The organism is Mesorhizobium sp. J18 (assembly GCF_007829525.1).
Taxonomy (GTDB): domain Bacteria; phylum Pseudomonadota; class Alphaproteobacteria; order Rhizobiales; family Rhizobiaceae; genus VLJP01.
Genome location: NZ_VLJP01000009.1, coordinates 33,640 through 54,804 on the forward strand (window position 1 = coordinate 33,640; position 21,165 = coordinate 54,804).

Genomic DNA, 21,165 nt, shown 5'->3' on the forward strand with positions numbered 1-21,165 from the left:
TGCAATGTCTTTGCATAAAGACCTGGAAACCACAGTTTTGGCCATGGAAATTTCGAATTTTTCCCCTTCCTATGCCTGTTTCTTGCATATGCCGGATCCGTCCCGAGATCGCCGGACTGGGCTTGAACACCTCTCAACGGACCACGAATCCGTGAGCGAAGGGATCGCGATCATCGATGAAAATGGTGTTGAGGCCCGTCATCCGGGCCCACCCGCCAATGGACGGAATGATGGCCGGACGGCCTGCCAGCTCGGTTTCTGCTTCCACGCGCCCCTTGAAGAGCGAGCCGATGATCGATTCATGGACGAAATCGTCGCCCGGCTTTAGCAGCCCCTTGGCATGGAGCTGAGCCATGCGCGCCGAGGTACCCGTGCCGCAGGGGGAGCGGTCGATCGCCTTGTCCCCGTAGAAGACGGCGTTGCGGGCATGGGCCTGCGGATCGGTCGGCGCACCGGTCCACAGAATGTGGGACAGGCCCCTGATGCCGTCATCGACGGGATGCACGAAGCTGTGCGCCTCGTTCAGGCGCTGCCTCAGGGCCGGGCTCCAGCGGATCAGGTCCGCCGCCGAATGGTCCGCCATGTCGCGGTAGTTTTCCTGCTGCTCGACGATGGCGTAAAAATTGCCGCCATAGGCCACGTCGACCCTGAGCAGGCCAAGATCGGGACATTCCACCTCCAGCCCCTCGGAATGCAGGAAAGCCGGCACGTTGGTTATACGCACCTCCTCCACATGCGCGCCCTCCTGGCGGTATTCCGCCACCACGAGGCCGGCCGGCGTGTCGAGGCGCAGGGTTCCGGGCGTTTTCGGCTGCACCAGCCCGTGTTCGAGCGCGAAGGTGACTGTGCCTATGGTGCCGTGCCCGCACATGGGCAGGCAGCCGGAGGTCTCGATGAAGAGGATGGCGATGTCGCAATCCTGGCGCGTCGGCGGATAGAGGATCGATCCCGACATCATGTCATGGCCGCGCGGCTCGAACATCAATCCGGTGCGAATCCAGTCATAGTCGCGCAGGAAATGGGCGCGGCGCTCCATCATGGTGGCGCCTTCCAGGCGTGGACCGCCGCCGGCGACTAGCCGGACGGGATTGCCGCAGGTATGCCCGTCTATGCAGAAGAAGGAGTGGCGCGCCATCTTAACAAGTCTGATCCTTATCCTAAAAACGTTGCGGACTGAAAGGTGCGAGGTCAATCGCCGGAGCCTGCCCCAGAACGAGGTCGCGGATCAAGCGCCCGGTCGCCGCCGCCTGGGTGAGGCCGAGATGACCATGACCGAAGGCATAGAAGACATCTCCCGTGCGGCCGGCGCGGCCGATCACCGGCAGGGAATCCGGCAGCGAAGGCCGGTAGCCCATCCATTGCCGGCCGCCTTCCGTCTTCAGGCCAGGAAGGAACCGTTTTGCCTTGTCGAGCATGGCCCTGGAACGGGCATAGTTGGGCGGCCGCCGCAATCCGCCAAGCTCCACGGCGCCGCCGACCCGCAGGCCGGTCTCCAGCGGCGTGATCACGAAGCCATGGCCTGAAAAGATCAGCTGCCGTTTGAGATCGAAAGCGTCGGCCGGCAGGGTCGTGTTGTAGCCGCGTTCGGTTTCGAGCGGAATACGGTCGCCGATCTGGCGTGCGAGAAGATGCGACCAGGCACCGGCGGCAATGATCACCTTATGCGCCCCGATCGTGCGGCCCTGGCGGAGCTGGACCGTGAGGCGGCCATTGGCTGGCATGATCAGCCCGACCTCGCCCGCGACGAAAGCCGCTCCCTGGCCCTGCGCATGGCGCCATATGGCTTTTCCAAGAAGTTTCGGATCCGAAATGGTCTTCCAGCCTGGCACGAAGGTACCGCGCAGGAATTGCTCCGAAAGGCCCGGCTGATATTCGGACAATTCGTGTTTTGCGAGATGCCGGAAGGCGATGCCAAACCGTTCACGCTCGTTCCAGCCCGGCAGGGATGCCTGGAATTCTGCCTCGCTTTCGTAGAGTTCGAGACTGCCGTCCTCGCGCAGCATCGGCCGGGTCGCCGAACGCTCCATCAGGCCCATCCATTCCGCCTCCGCGAGGCGCATCAAGGAGACCTGCGCCGCCAGGGCGGCCTCGCGGCGCGCTGGCGAGCCGGCACGCAGAAACCGCCAGAGCCAGGGAGCGAGTTTCGGAAGATATGCGGGCGGGATGGAGAGCGGCCCGAGCGGATCGAGCAGCCATTTCGGCGCCTGCCAGGCCATGCCCTTCTGGGCCATAGGCAAAACGTCCGAAAAGGCAAAGGCGGCCGCATTGCCCGAGCTTGTCTCTTCGCATATGCCGGTTCGGTCTATGACAGTGACCTTGCGGCCGGCTTCCGCCAGATAGGTCGCCGCGCAGATGCCGACGATGCCCGCCCCGACAATGACGATATCGTCCTCGCCGGCACTCATGTCCTCACCTTATACCGTAACGGAAACGGAACGATCTGGCAAATTCTTCAAAACTTCGGCAATTCGGGCCGGCTTTCCAGCGCGTCCATGACGATTTTCCCGACGGCGGCGCGGCGCTCGCCGGCAAGTGGCTGGCGCGGCATGCGCACGCGGTCATTGCTCCCGATCGCATGGACTTCCGCGAGCTTGATGTTTTGCACCAGATAGGTCGAGACGTCGAGATCGAGCAGAGGGCGGAACCAGCGATAGATCGCCAGCGCCTCGTCCCGGCGGCCCTGCTTCATCAACTGATATATGGCCACCGTTTCGCGCGGGAAGGCGGTGACCAGCCCGGCCACCCAACCGACCGCACCGACTGACAGCGCCTCGAAGGCGAGATTATCGACGCCGGTCAGGATCTTGAAGCGGTCGCCGAAGGCGTTGATGATCTCGGTCGTCCGGCGGATATCGTCCGAGGACTCCTTAATGGCGACGAAATGCTCGTCATCGGCGAGCGCCTCCATGACGGGCACCGTGACATCGACGCGATAGGCGATGCGGTTGGAATAGATCATCACCGGCAGGTTACCGGCGGCCGCCACGGCCTTCAGCGTGTCCACTGTCTCGCGTTCATTGGTGTGATAGATCGGGCTCGGCACGACCATCAGGCCATCGGCGCCGGCCGAGGCGGCTTTCTTTGCAAGTGCGGCCGCATCGCGCGTCGCGGCCTCGTTGACGGTGAGCAGGACCGGCTTGCCGCCGGCAACCTTGCGGGCGGTATCGAGCACGGCCAGCTTCTCGTCGGTCGAGAGCATCGGTCCTTCACCCAGCGAACCTGCGACAATGATACCATCGCATCCGGCCTCGATCTGAAGTGCGAAGCAGCGCTCCATCTCGGCGTGATCGAGTGCGTCATCCTCGGTGAATTTCGTCGTGACTGCGGGGAAAACTCCGGTCCACATAATGCTCTCCATCTGATATATCTCTGATATATCTAAATTGGAATGCCTCTGTCAATCGGCTCGGGCCGTTGATATATCGGAAAAATATCATAACGAATCGCACGGGATAGCAGCTCTGGATACGGCAGTCAGATTTGAACCGGCGGCAACGAAGGCCTATCGCGCGCTCGAGCGGATGATCGTGACGCTCGAACTCGCGCCGGGCTCGACGACCACCGAAGGGGCTTTGATCGAGAGGGTGGGGCTCGGCCGCACTCCGGTCCGGGAAGCGCTGCAGCGGCTCGCCTGGGAAGGGCTGGTCGATATAAGGCCGCGTGCCGGTCTGACCGTCGCGCCCCTCAACCCGGGGGACTGGCTGCGCGTCCTCGACACCCGCCGGGGTGTCGAAATGGTTCTTGCGAAGTCAGCCGCCCGCTTCGCCACCCCTGAAGCCGCCGACCGCCTGCACGAGGCTGCGCTGGCCATGCGGCAATCGGTGATCGCCAGTGACGTGATGATGTTCCTGGAAGCCGATAAATCGCTGGATGAGGCGATCGCGCTGGCGGCCGACAACCCGTTCGCCGTCCGGCTGGCCGCCCCGCTTCAGACCCACAGCCGCCGCTTCTGGTTCCGCTACCAGCGTGACACCAGCCTTGCGGAAGCTGCCGAACACCATGTCACGGTAATCCGGGCCATATTGGACGGTGACGAGGACCAGGCCGAAAAGGAAGCCGACAGGCTGATCAGCCTTTTGAGGGCCAATGCCGACGCTGCTGTCCGGCGCTGATACCAGCCTGGAACGCTTTGTGCGTCCGGCCGGACGCACGGCGCTTAAGGGGCCGGCTACTCAAACCTCGTTTCCTGCGAGCAGCGGCGAGTTGGCCTCGTCCCAGTCCTGTCCGGCGGCGATAATGCAGCTATTGCCGGACGTATCCGTCGCGAGGATCGTCCATGTGCCGGCTTGCGAGACGAAAACTTCCATGATGGCCTTGTCGCTCAACGTGCCGACCGCCTTCTGGCTTTCGCGGAACTGCTGGCCGAGCTGACCCACCAGATCGTCGCGTGCCGCGCAGATATTGCCCTGCTGGCTGGTTGCCGGCGCTGCCGCCGTGAGAAGCGCCGCAGCGGCAATGGCCACCATCCCGAAGCGGAACTGAGGGCTCTTTTTCATTTCGACCTCCTGGCGCGGATTCAGCAAATCGCTGCCATGTCCGGCGCCGCTCTCCAGTTTCCTCGGCGCTTTTGGCGCCGGCTCGAATGGCTAACGGAACTGTCGCGAAACCGTTCCATCACGAAGGTCGTGATTTTGGTAACGTTCGGGATCAAGGAAAAAGCGGCCCGCTTACGCGGAGCCGCTTTCAAAAGACGGACCGATGCGTGATCACCCCATGATCGGCATGGACGCGCAGACAGGAAACCTCATCGGACTATTTTATGATCGGCATGGCGAATTCGGCGCCTTCCTTGACGCCCGGCCCGCGCGACCGCAGCCGAAGGCGAGGACGCGCAGACAGGAAACCTCGTCGGACTATTTCATGATCGGCATGGCGAACTCGGCGCCTTCCTTGACGCCCGACGGCCAGCGCGAGGTGACCGTCTTGGTCTTGGTGTAGAAGCGTATCGAGTCCGGGCCGTACTGGTTCAGGTCACCGAAGCCGGACTTCTTCCAGCCGCCGAAGGTGTAATAGGACACCGGCACCGGGATCGGCACATTGACACCGACCATGCCGACATTGACCCGGCTGGCGAATTCGCGCGCCGCATCGCCGTCTCGGGTGAAGATGGCGACGCCGTTGCCGTATTCATGCTCGGAGGGCAGGCGCACAGCCTCCTCGAAGTCATGCGCGCGCACCACCGACAGCACAGGACCGAAGATCTCTTCCTTGTAGATGCGCATTTCCGGCGTGACCTCGTCGAACAGGCAGCCGCCCAGATAGAAGCCATTCTCGTAGCCCTGCATCTTGAAGCCGCGGCCATCGACCAGAAGCTTGGCGCCTTCCTGGACGCCGAGATCGACATAGCCCCGAACCCTCTCCAGGGCCTGCTGGGTGACGAGCGGTCCGAAATCGGCGCTCGGATCGGTGGAAGGTCCGATCTTGAGGCTTTCGACACGCGGCACCAGTTTTTCCACCAGCCTGTCCGCCGTCGCCTTGCCCACGGGAACGGCGACCGAGACGGCCATGCAGCGTTCGCCCGCCGCGCCATAGCCCGAGCCGACCAGTGCATCCACCGCCTGATCCATATCGGCATCGGGCATGATGATCATGTGGTTCTTGGCGCCACCGAAGCATTGCACGCGCTTGCCGGCAGCGCAGCCCCGCCCGTAAATATATTGCGCGATCGCCGACGAACCGACAAAGCCGATCGCCGAGATGTCCGGATGATCGAGAATGGCGTCAACCGCCTCCTTGTCGCCATTGACGACGTTGAGCACGCCCTCGGGCAAACCGGCCTCCAGCATCAGCTCGGCGAGCCGCATCGGCACGCTCGGATCACGCTCGGAAGGCTTCAGGATGAAGGCGTTGCCGCAAGCGATGGCGGGCGCGAATTTCCACATCGGGATCATCGCCGGGAAATTGAAAGGCGTGATGCCCGCGACGACACCCAGCGGCTGGCGCATGGAATAGATGTCGATGCCGGGGCCCGCGCCTTCCGTATACTCGCCCTTCATCAGATGCGGGATGCCGAGGACGAATTCGACGACCTCCACACCGCGCTGGATGTCGCCCTTGGCGTCGGGGATCGTCTTGCCGTGCTCGCGCGCCAGAAGCTCGGCGAGCTCATCATTGTCGCGGGCGACAAGCTCCAGGAATTTCATGAAGACGCGGGCGCGGCGCTGGGGATTGGTGGCTGCCCAGGCCGGCTGTGCCGCCTTGGCCACTTCCACCGCCTTGTTCAACTCCTCGGCCGAGGCGAGAGCCACCTTGGCGCGCACGCTGCCGTCCATGGGCTGCATCACGTCCGCCATGCGGCCGCTGGTGCCGGGAACGTGTTTGCCGCCGATGAAATGACCGATTTCCTCCATGGGAATTCTCCTTGGGCTTGTCCTGTTTTGTTTCATTGTCCCGCTTTGCCGAAGCGATTGCAACGCGAGGCCGGACGAATCCGTTGTGCAACATTTAATGTTCATATAATTGCACGACTTGAATTCCCGCAAATCAGACCGGAGCAGCAGGCAGGATGAATTGGGACGACGTGCGCATCTTCCTCACCGTGGCGCGGACCGGACAGATCCTCGGCGCAGCCAGGCGGCTCGGGCTTAATCATGCCACCGTGTCGCGGCGCGTTGCAGCGCTTGAAACGGCGCTCAAGGCGCAACTGTTTCGCCGCCTGACGACGGGCACGGAGCTCACGCCCGCCGGCGAGCGGCTGCTCGAGGTTGCCGAACGGATGGAAGCGGACATGATCGCCGCCCGCGCCGATATCGGCGGCGAAGGCGAGGCGATTTCCGGCACGGTCAGGATCGGCGCGCCGGACGGATTCGGGGTCGCCTTTCTTGCGTCGCGCCTTGGGGCGCTTACGGCGCGTCACCCCGATCTGTCGATCCAGCTCGTGCCGGTCCCGCGCTCCTTCTCGCTTTCGCGACGCGAGGCCGACATCGCGATCACCGTGGACCGGCCGACCGAGGGACGTCTCGTCGCCGCCCGGCTCGTCGACTATTCGCTCATGCTCTATGCCTCGCGCGCCTATGCAGAGGCCAACGGGCTGCCCGAAAGTCCGGCGGATCTCGCGGCCCACCGGCTGGTCGGCTATGTGGCCGATCTCGTCATCAGCCCGACGCTCGATTACGCGGCCGAGATATCGGAAGACTGGAACGCGGCCTTCTCGGTCTCCTCGGCCATGGGCCAGGTCGAGGCAGTGCGATCGGGAGCCGGCATCGGCATCCTGCATTCCTTCATCGCCCGCGGCATGGCCGATCTGGTGCCGGTTCCCGTCGCACCGCCGATCCGGCGCAGCTATTGGCTCGTCTATCACGAATCCGTGCGGCCCATGCGCCGCATCCAGGCGGTCTCTGCCTTCATCGGCGAGATCGTGGAAAAGGAAAAGGCATTGTTCCTTTAGACTTGGCAATCCGGGGAGGTTTTCATGTTCGACACAAAATTCGCCATCGTCCTGCGCGATGACCTTGAAACATGGCAGGCATTGAATGTCGCGGCTTTCCTGACGAGCGGTATCGTCGGACAGACACCTGACATCATCGGGGAACCCTATCGCGACCGCGCCGGCAATCTCTACAATGGGCTTTCCCGGCAACCGATCATCATCCTGGCGGCCAATTCGGATACCATCGCCAAGATCCATCACCGTTCCCTGGAGCGCGGCGTGACCACGTCGCTTTATGTCGAGGAAATGTTCGCGACCGGCCATGACGAGGCCAACCGCGCCGTTTTCGCCGAATTTGCCCCTGAAGACGCCAAGGTCGTCGGGATAGCCCTGAGGGCCGACCGGAAGCTGGTCGACAAGATCACCAAGGGCGCGCGGCTTTATGGCTAGCGAGATGATCCCATCTGAGTTCGTCTCACTCCAAGGCGGGGAGCCTGCTTCAAATCCCGCTGCCGGCCTGTTCCCCGCGGCTTTGAACGAGCGTCGCGACGAAGCGCTTGGTGCGCTCGCGCTCGGGTGCTGAGAAGAGCTTGCGCGCCGGTCCCTTTTCGACCACCACTCCAGCCTCAAGGAAGATCGCTTCCTCCGCCGTCGTAGATGCAAGACGCAGGTCATGGGTGGCGATCACCATGGTCGTGCCCTCGCGGGCAAGCTGCGATAGGACCTCCACCACCTCGCCGGCAAGCTCGGGATCGAGCGCGGAAGTCGGCTCGTCGCACAGAAGCACACGTGGGGAAGGCGCTAGCGCGCGGGCGATCGCCACGCGCTGCTGCTGGCCGCCGGAAAGCGTTGCCGGCCATGCATCGGCCTTGTGCGCCATGCCGACCTTCTCCAGAAGCGCCATGGCATGGGCGCGGGCTTGCTCCTTCGGCTGGCGCAGGACGACGACCAGGCTTTCCATCACATTCTCGATCGCGGTTCGGTGCGGGAAGAGCTGGAAATTCTGGAAGACCATGCCGGTCTGCCGCCTGAGGCTCTGTATGGCGCTCGCGGCGGGTTTCACATCCGGTGCGAATTCAAGCGCCGTTTCACCGACCTGTACCCGCCCGGTAGTCGGGATCTCGAGCAGGTTGATGCAGCGCAGAAGCGTGCTCTTGCCGCCGCCGGACGGACCGACCAGCGCGGTCACGCTCCCCTCGCGAAAGCCGAGCGAAATGTCGTTGAGGACGAGATTGTCGCCGAAGCGCTTTTCGATATGGGAAAGCTCGATCACGCGCGTGCCTCCATGAAGCCGCCATAGCGGTTCAGCCGCTTCTCCAGCCGGGCCTGCAGCGAGGAAAGCACCGAACTCATTACGAGATAGATCAGTGCCGCCTCGACATAGAGGATCAGGGGCTCATAGGTGGTGGCGACGATGCGCTGGGCGGCCTGGAAAAGCTCGGGCACGGTGATGGCTGCGGCAAGCGAGGTATCCTTGACCAGCGCGATGAAGGTGTTGGAAAGCGGCGGCACGGCGACGCGGGAGGCCTGCGGCAGGATGGTGCGCCGCATGGTCTGCGTCCATGTCATGCCGATGGAGAAGGACGCCTCCCACTGGCCCTTGGCTATGGAGGAGATCGCCGCCCGCACGATCTCGGACGAATAGGCGCCGATATTGAGCGTGAAGCCGATGAGCGCCGCCGGAAAGGCGTCGAGCACGATGCCGACGCTGGGCAGGCCGTAGAAGATCAGAAAGAGCTGCACGAGAAGGGGCGTGCCACGGAAGACCCAGACATAGAAACGCACCAGCGCCGCAAGAGGCCGGGGGCCGAAAAGCCGGATCAGCGCCACGACAAGTCCGAGCGTCAGCCCGAAGGCGAAGGACAAGAGCGTCAGCGGAATGGTGAATTTAAGCCCGGCCAGTAGAAGTGGCCCAAGGGAATCGAGCATCAATTGCAGCCAGTGAGGCACGGCGGGATTCTCCGTCACTTTGTCGAGCGCAGCTTATACGAATGATCGCCAGGGACGAGCCCCGGCCGTGAACGGTGACGTGGCCTTCCTTCCTCGCCCCCAATGAGAATGGGGGAGAGGTGTCGAGGCAAGGCCGAGACGGAGAGGGGGTGATGGCCGCGGACTACTCCGAAACGTCGGCGCCGAAATATTTCTCGGAAATCTTCTGATAGGTGCCGTCGGCCTTGATGTCTTCCAGCGCCTTGTTGATCGCCGCCAGCAGCTCCGGCTGGCCCTTGGCGATGATGACGCCGGAATAGGCTGCCTCGTCCTCGGTCGCGGCGATCTTCACCGGCGCATTCGGCTGCTTCTTCTTGAAGTCGAGGAAGGACAGGCTGTCATTGATGGTGGCGTCGGCCCGGCCCTGCACGACGAGCTGGATCGACTGATCGAAGCCATCCGTGGCGACCAACTCGGCGCCCGCTTCCTGGGCCATCTTGCCGTAATTGCTCGTCAGCGACTGTGCGGCTTTCTTGCCCTTCAGATCCTCGAAGCCCTTGATGGAATCATCATCGGCGCGCACGATCAGCGCCGCCTTGGAGGAGATGTAGGGCTCGGAGAAATCGTATTTCTGCTTGCGTTCCTCGGTGATGCCGACCTGATTGATGACCGCATCGTAGCGGTTGGCGTCGAGACCAGCGATCAGGCCGTCCCACTTGCCCTCCAGGAATTGCGCCTTGACCCCGAGCCGCTCGGCGATCGCCTCTCCGATCTCGACGTCGAAGCCGACCAGCTTTCCGCTTTCGTCGTGATAGGTGAAGGGGGCATAGGTTCCTTCCGTGCCGATCCTGAAGACGCCTTGTTCCTTGACCGTGGCGAGGTCGGAAGCTTGACCGGGAATGGCGGCGAGCGCCTGAAGGAACCCGGCGACGAGAAGAGGCTTGAGCCAGCTCATGGTGATGATCCGTATCTGATGGTTGCCGCGAATCTGCGCGATTGCCCGGAAAATAGGCAGCACCCCTTTGCCGGACAAGGACGGCACGGACACGGAATTTCGCGAAATCTAGGAAATTAATTCTACTACTCTTGGAAAAATAAGATGGTTTTTCTGATGCCAACGAATCATCCGATCCCCACGGCAAAACTTTGCCACAAACCCATCCGGCCTCCGGCGGCCGGATGGCTTTATGGAAAAGTCAGGGCGTCGGACGGAAGACGCCGTTCTCGTCACGCTTGAGCGGCGCAGGCTGTTCGGCAAGCGGCGCGCCGGGCGTCTCCGCGACCGACGTGCCCTCGCTCCAGTCCGCCGGCGCAATCGCGACATAGCGCGCGAAGCCTCCGGAGCCTCCGAGCGGCTTGGCAAAGCCGATGGTGACCAGTGCGCCGGCTTCCGGCACCTTGTCGAGATTGGCCACGCCTTCGGCCTGAACGAAATTGTTGTGCAGAAGCCAATGCTCCCCTTCGAGGGTGGGCGTGGTGTCGGTGTCGAGCGGCTCGTGGCCGTGGAACAGGATCTTGCGCTCCAGATGCAGGAATTTCAGCGCATCCAGGCCGACGCCCGGAAAGGGCTTCTGATTGAAGCGCTCCCTGTCGGACCATTTCTTGTACCAGTCGGAGCGCACGAAGACGACCGAGCCTTCGGGAATCCGTCCATGCTCCTTTTCCCACTCCTCGATATCGGAGACCTGCAGGTGGTAGCCCTCGTCCTCGGCGACCTTGCCGCTGATGTCGATCACCACCAGCGGGCGGATCGCATAGGTGGCAGGCAGGTCGCTGATCGTCGCCCCGAGCGGATTCCAGTGCGAGGGCGGGTCGAGCTGGGTTCCGTATTGGTCGGTCGTCAATTCATAGGCCGAGGCGACGAAACCGTGCTTGTCATAGGTGAATTCCTCGCCGGCCTTCACATAACCCTCGATGTCCTTGCCGGCGACCGCCGGTTTGAAGTTGGCGTTTGCGAAGCCGGGCCATACCGGCTGCACCGGCTCGAAAGCATGGGTGAGGTCGATATATTTCGCCGGTTTCAGGCTGTCTTCGTAGAGTTGCCAGAGCGCATTGTCGGCGGCGAAGCCGGGCGAAGATGCGGCAAGGGCCATAGCCAGGACCGCTGCGCCCGTCAAAGTTTTTGTTTTCATGTCCCACTCCTGGAGATCGATACGACCGCAACGATCGCTCCAAAAGGGGAAGACGGCAAGCTCGATGATCGTCCGCAGATCAAACAAAGGGCTTCGCCGGCTGATAGCGGCGCGGCAGGAGCCGATTCACATAGTCCATGCAGGCACCGGAAACCTGGCTGGCATCGGGGGCAAGGAAGTCGTCGGGCATATGCCGGGTCTTGCCGGCCACCGCCGCAAGCGGCACGAGCTGGCAAACGGTCCTGCTGCCGTCGAACTGAAGTGCGACCGAGCCGCCGCCCTGGCCGACCGCATCCACTGCGAAGGCTCCCGCTTCGAAAGCCTCGCGCGCATCCGTCTCACTGACGGTGCCGATATTGCCGCGCGGCAGGTAGCCGAAAGTGTCCACCCGCGCCCGCTTGCCTGGCAGGTCTTCAGCGATCATCCGTTCCACCGCCTGGGCGAGATCGGTGCCGGAAAGGCGGATATTGCCATGCTGGTCGCGCTCCTGCATTTCCGGCGGCACCAGCGTTTCGACCAGCGAGCGGCCATCCGGGCCGGAAACGCCCTCGGACATGGCGACGATGCAGCGCCCGTGCCGGGCGAGCGCAGAGCGCACTTCCTCGGCAAAGCGTCCCCGCTCGAAGGGGCGCTCCGGCACATAGAGGAGATGCGGCCCGCTCTCCTCGTCCATCCGCCAGGCAGCCGCCGAGGCGGTGAGAAAGCCGGCATGACGCCCCATGACGATGCCGACATAGATGCCGGGCAGCGCGCGGAAATCGAGATCGACGCTCAGGAACGCTCCAGCCACGAATTCGGCAGCGGAAATGAAGCCCGGCGTATGGTCGTTCTCCGTCAGGTCGTTGTCGATGGTCTTCGGCGCATGGACGAATGTGATCGCGCCGCCGGCAGCATTGGTCAGTATCTGCTGTGTTCCGGCCGTGTCGTTGCCGCCAATATAGATGAAGGCGTCGGCACCAGCCTTGCGCAATCCTTTCAGGATTGCCTCGCAATAGGCCTCGTCCGGCTTGTCGCGCGTCGAGCCGAGGGCGGCGCTCGGCGTGGCCGCGATGTGGCGGAGCTGGTCTTCCGGCAGGGCGGACAATTCGACGAAATTGCCGTCGCGTATGCCGCGCACGCCATGCAACGCGCCGAGAACGCGCGCGCCCTTGTGCCGCTTCATGGCTTCGAGCGCCGCGCCGGCCATGGTCTGGTTGATGACCGCGGTCGGCCCGCCGCCTTGCGCGATGACGAATGTCGTGCTCATGGCTCCGATATTGCCACGGCTGCCGCCCGCCGTAAAAGCCGAATGCGCGGTTCAGGTGGAACGGTGCCGTTCATCGCGCCCGAATAGACCGGAAGAGCCACCGCGGACGACCGGAAAGGGTCAGCCGACGAAAGCGCGCTCGACGACGAAATCGCCCGGCTCGCTGAGCGAGCCTTCGACGAGGCCAGTGGCCTCGACCAGCGCCTTGACGTCCTTCAGCATCGCCATGGAGCCGCAGATCATGACGCGGTCGTTCTCGCGGTTGAACGGCTCGGTTCCGACTGCGCGGAAGAGTTCGCCGCTTTCGATCAGGCTGGTGATGCGGCCCATCCGCTCGGAAGCCTCGCGGGTGGTCGAGCGGAAATAGGTGAGCCTCTCGCCGGCGAATTCCCCGATCAGCGGGTCCTCGCGCGTCAGCTCGGCAAGCGCGTCGCCATAGGCGAGCTCGGCCACGTCGCGACAGGTATTGGTCAGGATGATGCGGTCGAACTTCTCATAGGTGTCGGGATCGCGCACAAGGCTGGCAAAAGGCGCCACGCCGGTGCCGGTAGCGATCATGTAGAGGTTCCTGGCGGGCGTCAGCGCGTCGGTGACCAGCGTGCCCGTCGATTTCTGGCGCATCAGCACCGTGTCGCCGGGCTGGATCTTCTGCAGATGCTGCGTGAGCGGACCGTCCGGAACCTTGATGGAGAAGAATTCCAGCTCCTCATCCCAGGCCGGGCTGGCGATCGAATAGGCGCGGAAGACCGGCTTCGTCGCATTCGGCAGGCCGATCATGACGAATTCGCCCGACCGGAAGCGGAAGCTCTGCGGCCGCGTGATGCGGAAGGAGAAAAGCCGATCCGTATAATGCTTCACCGAGACGACTTTCTCGGCATAAACGCCCGCGGGAATCGGAAATTCGGTCGTCTCGCCGGCATCGGTCTTGAGAAGCGCGGCAGTCTGCATCGGAACTTTCCTCGTATTTCGCAACGGTTCGGGAGGATGGATCAGCGGTCCAATCGGGCGAACGAAGAGCTTGCCGGTTGGTGCTGCTCACGGACTTGCCTGTAAAAACTATTAGTATACAAATGAATTTCGCGTCAAGTTTCCAATGTAGAGCGCATTTCCAATTTGACGCGAAAGACAGGTCGCACGTTCCGGATTCTGCCCATGGATGAGAAAAGCGGATCAGAGGGCGGTTATGCGGTTGCCGGCATCGATGTCGGCGGCACCTTCACCGATCTGCTTCTCGTCGATGGGCGCGGAAAGGGCCGCGTTGCCATAGCAAAGACGCCGACGACTGTCGACAACCAGGCTCACGGCGTCGTCAATGCGATCAGGCAAACCGGCTTTCCTGCCTCGACTCTCGATCTCATCGTCCATGGCACGACGACGACCACCAACGCCGTCCTGGAGCGCCGCCTCGCCCCCACCGGCATGATCACGACGCGCGGCTTCCGCGACATCATCGAGCTCGGCCGCCGCACCCGGCCGCAGCCATACGGAATGACCGGCGTCTTCGTGCCCGTCATCCCGCGCAATTTGCGGTTGGAAGTCACCGAGCGCATGGAAGCTTCGGGATCGGTGCTGACACCCCTCGACGAGGATGAACTGCGTTCCGCCCTCAAGGCGCTCATCGACGCCGGCTGCGTGTCGCTCGTCATCCATTTCCTGCACTCCTATGCCAACCCGGCGCATGAATTGCGCGCCGCCGAGATCGCGGCGGAGATCTGGCCGAACGACCATATCACCACCGGCCATTCGCTCCTGTCGGAGGCACGCGAGTTCGAGCGCGGGGTAACCGCTTCCGTCAATGCCGCCGTGCAACCGATCCTCAAGCGCTATGTCGAGCGGCTGCGTGGCGAATTGCGCGGCCTCGGTTACGCCCGCGAATTCCTCGTCATGAACGGCAATGGCGGCATGATCTCGGCGGCCAATGTCACCCGCGAAGCAGCCAAGACGGTGATGTCCGGCCCTGCCTCCGGCGTGATGGCCGCCGCCTATACGGCGCGCCGGGCCGGCATCGCCAATCTCATCACCTACGACATGGGCGGCACCTCGACCGACGTCGCCCTTGTCCGCGAGGCGCGSCCCGCCGTCTCCAACGAGATCGAGATCGAATATGCCATGCCGATCCATGTCCCGATGGTGGACGTGCATACGGTTGGCGCCGGCGGCGGCTCGATCGCCCGCATCAACGATGCCGGCCTGATGGAGGTCGGGCCGGAAAGCGCGGGTGCTGCGCCCGGCCCGATCTGCTACGGACGCGGGGGCGAGGAGCCGACCATTTCCGATGCCAATCTTGTGCTCGGCCGCCTCAATCCGAGAAAGCTGCTTTCGGTGGAAACACCGGTCTCTGTCGACGCGGTCCGTGCAATTTTCGCGGAAAAACTCGGCAAACGCGTCGGTCTCGACGGAGTAGAGGCGGCSGGAGCCGTGCTTAGGCTCGCCAACATAAAGATGGCCGGAGCCGTGCGCATGGTGTCGATCGGCAAGGGCCACGATCCGCGCGACTTTGCCCTCTTCGCCTTCGGCGGCGCGGGGCCGCTGCATGCCTCCGCCCTTGCCCGCGAACTCGGCATACCACGCGTCATGGTGCCGGCACGTCCCGGCATCACCAATGCGCTGGGCTGCGTCGTGGCCGACCTGCGCCACGACTTCGTCAACACGCTCAACCGTCCCGTTGCCGGGCTCGACGTGGCGCTGGTCCGCGAGGTGCTGGAGCGCCAGCGCGCCGACGGACAGGCCATGATCGCCGAGGAGGCCATCCGGCCGGAACGCGTGGAATTCACGCATTCGGCCGACATGCAGTTCGTCGGCCAGACGCATCTCATCAATGTGGCCTTGCCTTCGCCCAATATCACAGGCGAGGCACTGCAGAGGCTTTTCGAGGAAGCCTATTTCGCCCGCTTCAAGGTGCGGCTGCCGGAGATCCGCGCCAATCTCGTCAATCTCAACACCTCCGTCATCGGTGTTCGGCCCGATATCGACCTGTCGCTGCTGATCGATCCCGCCGGCCGCGCCGGCTCGCTGGAGGAGGCGCAGGAAGAGACGCGGCCGGTCTGGTTCGACGGCATGTGGCGCGACACACCGGTCTACCGGCGCGAGAGGCTACCGCTCGATGCCGCGATCGAGGGGCCGGCGATCCTCGAGCAGCTCGACGCCACGACAGTGATCGAGCCCGGCGACCGCGCGACTTCGGATGCGGACGGCAATATCCTGATCACGGTGGGAAGGTGAAAATGGTTGCAACCCTGACCACCCCCCTCGACGCCATCACCCTTTCCGTCATCCAGGCAGCCCTCCAGCAGGTCTGCGACGAGATGGACCTCACCTTCTCGCGCGCCGCCTTCTCGCCGGTCATCGCCGAGGCCAACGACCGGTCCGACGGCATCTATTCCGCCGAGGACGGCTCGCTGATCGCGCAAGGGCTGGGCGGCCTGCCGGTCTTCGTCGGTGTCATGCAGTATTCGACCATGACGCTGATCGAGATGATCCGCGACGGCCGCGTCCTGCCACCGGAGCCCGGCGACATCTACATCGTCAACGACCCCTATCTCGGCGGCACTCATCTGATGGATGTGCGCTTCGCCATGCCCGTCTGGCGTGACGGCCGCATCTTCTGCTGGCTTTCCAATACCGGCCATTGGCCAGATATCGGCGGTTCGGTGCCGGGCGGATTCTCCGCATCGGCCMCCGCCGTCGAGCAGGAGGGGCTGCGGCTGCCGCCCGTGAAGCTCTTCAAGAAGGGCGTGATGGATCCGGAGATCTATTCCATCATCTGCTCGAACATCCGCGTTGCCGACCAGCGCATCGGCGATATCCGCGCCCAGGCGGCCGCCCTGCAGGTAGGCGAGGAACGGCTTGCGGCAGTCCTCGACCGCTATGGCGACGAAACGGTCACGGAGGCGATCGCCGAACTGCGCCGGCGCGCTGCCGAGCAGATGCGGGCCAAAATCGCCGCCATTCCCGACGGCAGCTACGAGGGCAAGGCCTTCATCGATTCCGATGGCGTGGTGGATGCGCCGCTGACCATCGCGCTCAAGGTCGAGAAGAAGGGCGAGGCGCTGACCTTCGACTTTGCAGGCTCCAGCCCGCCCTGCGCCGGCCCGATGAACAGCGTCATCGCCACGACGCTGTCGTCGGTCTATCTCGCCATGCGCCACATCTTCCCCGACGTGCCCCTCAGCGCCGGCGCCTTCGAACCGCTGATCGTCAAGCGGCCCATCGGCACCTTCCTCGACGCTGCCTATCCGCGGCCGGTTTCGGGCTGCGCGGCGGAAGTGTCCCAGCGCATCGCGGAGGCCGTGTTCGCCGCCATGGTCAAGGCGCTGCCGGATGCCGTCACCGCCGCGCCAGCCGGCTCCAGCGGCAATTTCGCCCTTGGCGGTCACGATCCGGCGCGCGGGCGCGATTTCGTCATGTATCAGATCTCCGGCGGCGGCTATGGCGGCAATGCCAGCCATGACGGGCTCTCCAATGGCTGCTCGACCATCGGCATCTCCAAGTCCCCGCCCATCGAGGTCATGGAGCAGGCTTTCCCGGTGCTCTACCGTCATTATGCCCTGCGCGAAGGGTCGGGTGGCGCCGGAAAGCATCGCGGCGGCTTCGGGCTCGCCTATGAGGTGGAACTGCTGCGGGGCGATGCGCGCGCCTCCTTCGTCATGGATCACGGGCGGACCGGACCGCAGGGCGTGCTCGGCGGCGCTGACGGTGCGGTCAACACCGTCACCGTCTGGCGCTCTGGCGAGCCGCATGTGCCGAAGCACCTTTCCAAGGAGCAGGACATTCCGCTCAAGGCCGGCGACCGGGTGAGCGTGGGCACACCAGGCGGCGGCGGATATGGCGATCCCTTTACCCGCGATCCTGCCCGCATTTTGCATGACGCGGCGATGGGCTACTACACGCCGGACGAGGCAGCGGAGAAGTTCGGCGTCGTGCTTTCGCCGGATGGCAAAAATATTGATGAGACCGCGACGGCGATTCGCCGCCGCGAGGCTTCCTAGAAGGCCATCCGCGCGGCCGAGGCCGCGCGGGTGGCTTTCGGATTCAGAACTGGCGGCCGATCTTCGCGTCGACCGAATGGCGATTGCTGCCACGGATGGCGAAGAAGATCATGATCGCCGCCCACAGGATCGACTTCTCGGCGCCGGAATAACCTTCACCCTGAACCACCCAGTGGAACCAGACGGTGACCAGAAGCACGATCATCGCCGCGAAGGCTGCCGGCCGCGTGAACAGGCCAATGGCAATCATCAGCCCGCCGAAGAATTCCGTCGCGGCAAGCAGCGGCGACCAGAAGACGCCGGGATAGAAGCCGAGGCTTTCCACCATGCCGGCTGCTCCGAATGGATTGACGATCTTCGAGGCGCCATGAGTGACGAGCGCAAGGCCCGCCACGATACGCAACAGGGTCTCCACCAGGGTATCGAGCCTGGAATATATCGGCCGCAGCGCCGGAATGATAAGGGGAGTGTTCGAGGTTTGAACGGACATTCTAGTCTCCAATAGATGCGGCCGTCCTTTCCGGATCGCGCCGCATGGCCGGCTCCCTTGGGAACGCGGCATTGAATTTCATCTTGGGTGGTGAGGCAGCGCAGTGCTGCCAAAGGCCGCATCACGCCTCGGGAGGCTTGTCGATGGGATAAGTCAGCGAGGCGTAAGGCCGAGCTGCCGCGGTGACATAGGAAACCACCGCCTCGCGGAAATTTCGGCTTAAGGAAGCGTTTCGTGTCTCTATGGCAAGCGGCAGGCACTGCTGGTTGTCGGCGGCCGACGGACCACGTTGACCATACGGACGGGGCGCCGTGAAGTCGGGGCATTCTCGCTCATGGGCCGCGCCCGAGCAGGGCGGCGGGGGCAGCGGTTCGCCAGCGCGGAATGCAGCCAAAGCCGGACTTGCGAAGCCCGCCATCAGGCACAACAGCAAAAGGACTCTGACAATCCGCATCACCGCGCCTATAGCGTGTGAATTGTGACCTTTCTACCGTAACGATGAAAAAAGCATATGGTGGGGTGTCCGTCAGATATTCCAGTGCCGCAGACACGCCTCCCCCAAGCGGGGCGAAGAAAGGAGGCTGCGTCGCCGTCGCCTTTCAGGAGATCGCAGGAACATCGAACGCCTGGCTCTGGCGAGACAGGCATCCGCAATGGGCAGAGAAGAAGGGGCCGCTCCCTTCGGAACGGCCCCCGTGCTTTCGTTCATGCGCAGCCGTCGGCGCGACGCTGCAGGCGTCACCGGCCGCACGTCATGCGCTTTAACGAAGAGGCTGCTCCCCGCAAAGGCAATCCGCTGAGGCCACGCTGGAACGGAAATCACTCGACATCGGATCACCTCCTTTCGTTTCGTTGAACACAAGGCCAATGTGGAGCCTATACCTCCCGCATGCAAGGGCCACCGACTATTTCCTGTTCTGCCGGTTCTCCACCAGATCCTCCACGACCGCCGGATCGGCAAGCGTCGACGTATCGCCAAGCGCCTTGTAGTCGTCCTCCGCAATCTTGCGCAGGATGCGGCGCATGATCTTGCCCGAGCGGGTCTTGGGCAGACCGGGCGCGAACTGGATCTTGTCGGGAGTGGCAATGGGGCCGATCTCGCTGCGTACATGCGCAATCAGCTCCTTCTTCAGCTCCTCCGAGCCCTTTTCCCCGGCCATCAGGGTCACGTAGCAGTAAATGCCCTGTCCCTTGACGTCGTGCGGATAGCCGACAACGGCGGCCTCGGAGACTTTCTCGTGAGAGACGAGCGCCGATTCGACTTCCGCCGTGCCGAGCCGGTGGCCGGAAACATTGATGACGTCGTCAACGCGCCCGGTGATCCAGTAATAGCCGTCCTCGTCCCGGCGGCATCCGTCACCGGTGAAGTATTTGCCCTTGTAGGTGGAGAAATAGGTCTGAACGAAGCGTTCGTGATCGCCATAGACCGTGCGCATCTGACCCGGCCAGGAGTCCACGATGCACAGATTACCCGCCCCGGCACCCTCGATCTCGTTGCCCTCGCCATCCACGAGCTGCGGCTGCACGCCGAAAAACGGCTTGGTGGCCGAACCGGCCTTCAGGTCGATCGCGCCGGGCAGCGGCGAGATCATGATGCCGCCGGTCTCGGTCTGCCACCAGGTATCGACGATCGGCACGCGCTTCTCGCCGACGACATTGTAATACCATTCCCAGGCTTCTGGATTGATCGGCTCTCCCACCGTGCCGAGAATGCGCAGCGACTTGCGCGAGGTTCTGGTGACGAATGCATCGCCAGCGCCCATGAGCGCGCGGATGGCGGTCGGCGCGGTGTAGAAGATGTTCACCTGATGCTTGTCGACCACTTCCCACAGGCGCGAGGCGTCGGGGTAGTTGGGGACGCCCTCGAACATCAGGGTGATCGCGCCGTTGGCGAGCGGGCCGTAGACGATATAGCTGTGGCCGGTGACCCAGCCCACGTCTGCCGTGCACCAGTAGACGTCTCCGTCATGGTAGTCGAAGACATACTGGTGCGTCATCGAGACATAGACCAGATAGCCGCCGGTGGTATGCAGAACCCCCTTCGGCTTGCCCGTCGAACCGGAAGTATAGAGGATGAAAAGTGGATCCTCCGCCTTCATCTTCTCCGGCTTGCAGTCCGGCTTCGCCGCCCGCGTCTCCTTGTGGTACCAGAGGTCGCGACCCTCCACCCAATCGACCTTGGCGCCGGTGCGGCGCACCACCAGCACATGCCGGACCTTGGTGCCGGCCTTTTCGGCAATGGCGATCGCCTTGTCGGCGTTTTCCTTGAGCGGGATGGTCCTGCCGCCGCGCAGGCCCTGATCGGCGGTGATAACGAAGTCGGATTTGCAGTCCTCAATGCGTCCGGCAAGCGAATCGGGCGAGAAGCCGCCGAAGACGACCGAATGGATTGCGCCGATGCGCGTGCAGGCCAGCATTGCGTAAGCTGCCTCGGGGATCATCGGCATGTAGATGGTGACGCGGTCGCCCTTCCTGACGCCGCGCGACTTCAGCACATTGGCGAGCCGGCAGACATGTTCGTAGAGCTCGTTATAGGTGATCTTCTTGTCGTCATAGGGATTGTCGCCTTCCCAGATGATCGCGGTCTGGTTGCCGCGCTTCTTCAGGTGCCGGTCGATACAGTTGTAGGAGACGTTGGTGACGCCGTCCTCGAACCATTTGATGGACACCTTGCCCTTGAAGGAGGTGTTCTTGACCTTGGTGAAGGGCTTGAACCAGTCGATGCGCCTGCCGTGCTTGGCCCAGAATCTGTCCGGATGCTTGATGCTGTCCTTGTACCATTTCTCGTAGGTTGCGCCGTCGATCAGCGCCACCTTCTTCCATGCGGGTTTCACGCGATGTGTATGGACTTCGGACATTTCTGGAATTCCTCCCCCATTGATGGGCATTCGGGTTTGTCGCGTCGCCGGCCATAGCGGGACGTCTTGCGCCGGCATTATTATCAATTCCGGCGCGACGACAACATCAGACCTTGGAATGGGGCAGGATGCGCATTGAAGGCGGCAGCCGGC

At 63.3% G+C, this 21,165-nt stretch carries 19 protein-coding genes; 5 read left to right on the forward strand and 14 right to left on the reverse strand.

The window, feature by feature from the left end; genetic code table 11:
- Positions 1–133 precede the first annotated feature (133 nt).
- Genes L598_RS04880 through L598_RS04890 form a run of 3 tightly spaced genes read right to left on the reverse strand, consistent with a single transcriptional unit; the run spans position 134 to position 3,346 of the window.
- Entirely contained in the window at positions 134–1,135 is a 1,002-nt protein-coding gene (locus L598_RS04880) for a 4-hydroxyproline epimerase (protein ID WP_144860840.1), read from the reverse strand.
- 22 nt (positions 1,136–1,157) lie between these two features.
- Positions 1,158–2,405: an FAD-binding oxidoreductase gene (locus tag L598_RS04885; protein WP_144860841.1), complete on the reverse strand. Its 1,248-nt coding sequence runs from the start codon at positions 2,403–2,405 to the stop codon at positions 1,158–1,160.
- A gap of 47 nt (positions 2,406–2,452) precedes the next feature.
- Complete coding sequence (locus L598_RS04890; RefSeq protein ID WP_144860842.1) at positions 2,453–3,346, reverse strand: dihydrodipicolinate synthase family protein; 894 nt, start codon at positions 3,344–3,346, stop codon at positions 2,453–2,455.
- Positions 3,347–3,452: 106 nt separating this feature from the next.
- Between L598_RS04890 and L598_RS04895 the strand changes: the two genes are divergently transcribed.
- Positions 3,453–4,112 (forward strand): GntR family transcriptional regulator, encoded by a 660-nt coding sequence (locus L598_RS04895; protein ID WP_144860893.1) that lies wholly within the window; start codon positions 3,453–3,455, stop codon positions 4,110–4,112.
- 60 nt (positions 4,113–4,172) lie between these two features.
- Here L598_RS04895 and L598_RS04900 read toward each other — a convergent pair whose 3' ends face one another.
- Both L598_RS04900 and L598_RS04905 read right to left on the reverse strand, forming a co-directional pair.
- On the reverse strand, positions 4,173–4,496 hold the full coding sequence (locus L598_RS04900; protein ID WP_144860843.1) for a hypothetical protein: 324 nt from the start codon (positions 4,494–4,496) through the stop codon (positions 4,173–4,175).
- 357 nt (positions 4,497–4,853) lie between these two features.
- Positions 4,854–6,350: a CoA-acylating methylmalonate-semialdehyde dehydrogenase gene (locus L598_RS04905; protein ID WP_144860844.1), complete on the reverse strand. Its 1,497-nt coding sequence runs from the start codon at positions 6,348–6,350 to the stop codon at positions 4,854–4,856.
- 155 nt (positions 6,351–6,505) lie between these two features.
- Here L598_RS04905 and L598_RS04910 point away from each other — a divergent pair, with 155 nt between their 5' ends.
- Entirely contained in the window at positions 6,506–7,387 is an 882-nt protein-coding gene (locus L598_RS04910) for a LysR family transcriptional regulator (RefSeq protein ID WP_144860845.1), read from the forward strand.
- A gap of 24 nt (positions 7,388–7,411) precedes the next feature.
- Entirely contained in the window at positions 7,412–7,819 is a 408-nt protein-coding gene (locus L598_RS04915) for a DUF2000 family protein (RefSeq protein ID WP_144860846.1), read from the forward strand.
- A 49-nt stretch (positions 7,820–7,868) separates the two neighbouring features.
- Here the strand turns inward: L598_RS04915 and L598_RS04920 are convergent, their stop codons facing one another.
- The 6 genes from L598_RS04920 to L598_RS04945 all read right to left on the reverse strand — a co-directional run bounded on the left by L598_RS04920 (position 7,869) and on the right by L598_RS04945 (position 13,624).
- The gene (locus L598_RS04920; protein ID WP_144860847.1) at positions 7,869–8,642 is read right to left on the reverse strand and encodes an amino acid ABC transporter ATP-binding protein; all 774 of its coding nucleotides are present in this window, start codon (positions 8,640–8,642) and stop codon (positions 7,869–7,871) included.
- The gene (locus L598_RS04925; protein ID WP_144860848.1) at positions 8,639–9,319 is read right to left on the reverse strand and encodes an ABC transporter permease subunit; all 681 of its coding nucleotides are present in this window, start codon (positions 9,317–9,319) and stop codon (positions 8,639–8,641) included. Before L598_RS04925 ends, L598_RS04920 begins: the two co-directional genes overlap by 4 nt.
- A 163-nt stretch (positions 9,320–9,482) precedes the next feature.
- Entirely contained in the window at positions 9,483–10,253 is a 771-nt protein-coding gene (locus L598_RS04930; RefSeq protein WP_144860894.1) for an amino acid ABC transporter substrate-binding protein, read from the reverse strand.
- Between the two features lie 241 nt (positions 10,254–10,494).
- Positions 10,495–11,430 carry a cyclase family protein gene (locus tag L598_RS04935; RefSeq protein WP_144860849.1) on the reverse strand — a complete coding sequence of 312 codons (936 nt, stop codon included), beginning with the start codon at positions 11,428–11,430 and terminating at the stop codon, positions 10,495–10,497.
- 79 nt (positions 11,431–11,509) lie between these two features.
- Entirely contained in the window at positions 11,510–12,676 is a 1,167-nt protein-coding gene (locus L598_RS04940) for a 6-phosphofructokinase (protein WP_144860850.1), read from the reverse strand.
- Between the two features lie 120 nt (positions 12,677–12,796).
- Positions 12,797–13,624, reverse strand: coding sequence for a ferredoxin--NADP reductase (locus L598_RS04945; RefSeq protein ID WP_144860851.1), 828 nt, complete (start codon positions 13,622–13,624; stop codon positions 12,797–12,799).
- A 204-nt stretch (positions 13,625–13,828) separates the two neighbouring features.
- Between L598_RS04945 and L598_RS04950 the strand changes: the two genes are divergently transcribed.
- Positions 13,829–15,898 carry a hydantoinase/oxoprolinase family protein gene (locus L598_RS04950; protein ID WP_144860852.1) on the forward strand — a complete coding sequence of 690 codons (2,070 nt, stop codon included), beginning with the start codon at positions 13,829–13,831 and terminating at the stop codon, positions 15,896–15,898.
- A gap of 2 nt (positions 15,899–15,900) precedes the next feature.
- Positions 15,901–17,664 carry a hydantoinase B/oxoprolinase family protein gene (locus L598_RS04955; RefSeq protein ID WP_144860853.1) on the forward strand — a complete coding sequence of 588 codons (1,764 nt, stop codon included), beginning with the start codon at positions 15,901–15,903 and terminating at the stop codon, positions 17,662–17,664.
- A gap of 43 nt (positions 17,665–17,707) precedes the next feature.
- Here L598_RS04955 and L598_RS04960 read toward each other — a convergent pair whose 3' ends face one another.
- The 3 genes from L598_RS04960 to acs form a co-directional block, all read right to left on the reverse strand.
- On the reverse strand, positions 17,708–18,154 hold the full coding sequence (locus L598_RS04960) for a DoxX family protein (protein WP_144860854.1): 447 nt from the start codon (positions 18,152–18,154) through the stop codon (positions 17,708–17,710).
- Between the two features lie 121 nt (positions 18,155–18,275).
- Entirely contained in the window at positions 18,276–18,608 is a 333-nt protein-coding gene (locus L598_RS04965; protein ID WP_144860855.1) for a hypothetical protein, read from the reverse strand.
- Between the two features lie 451 nt (positions 18,609–19,059).
- Positions 19,060–21,012, reverse strand: a complete 1,953-nt coding sequence (acs, locus tag L598_RS04970; protein WP_144860856.1) for an acetate--CoA ligase — start codon at positions 21,010–21,012, stop codon at positions 19,060–19,062.
- Positions 21,013–21,165 lie beyond the last annotated feature (153 nt).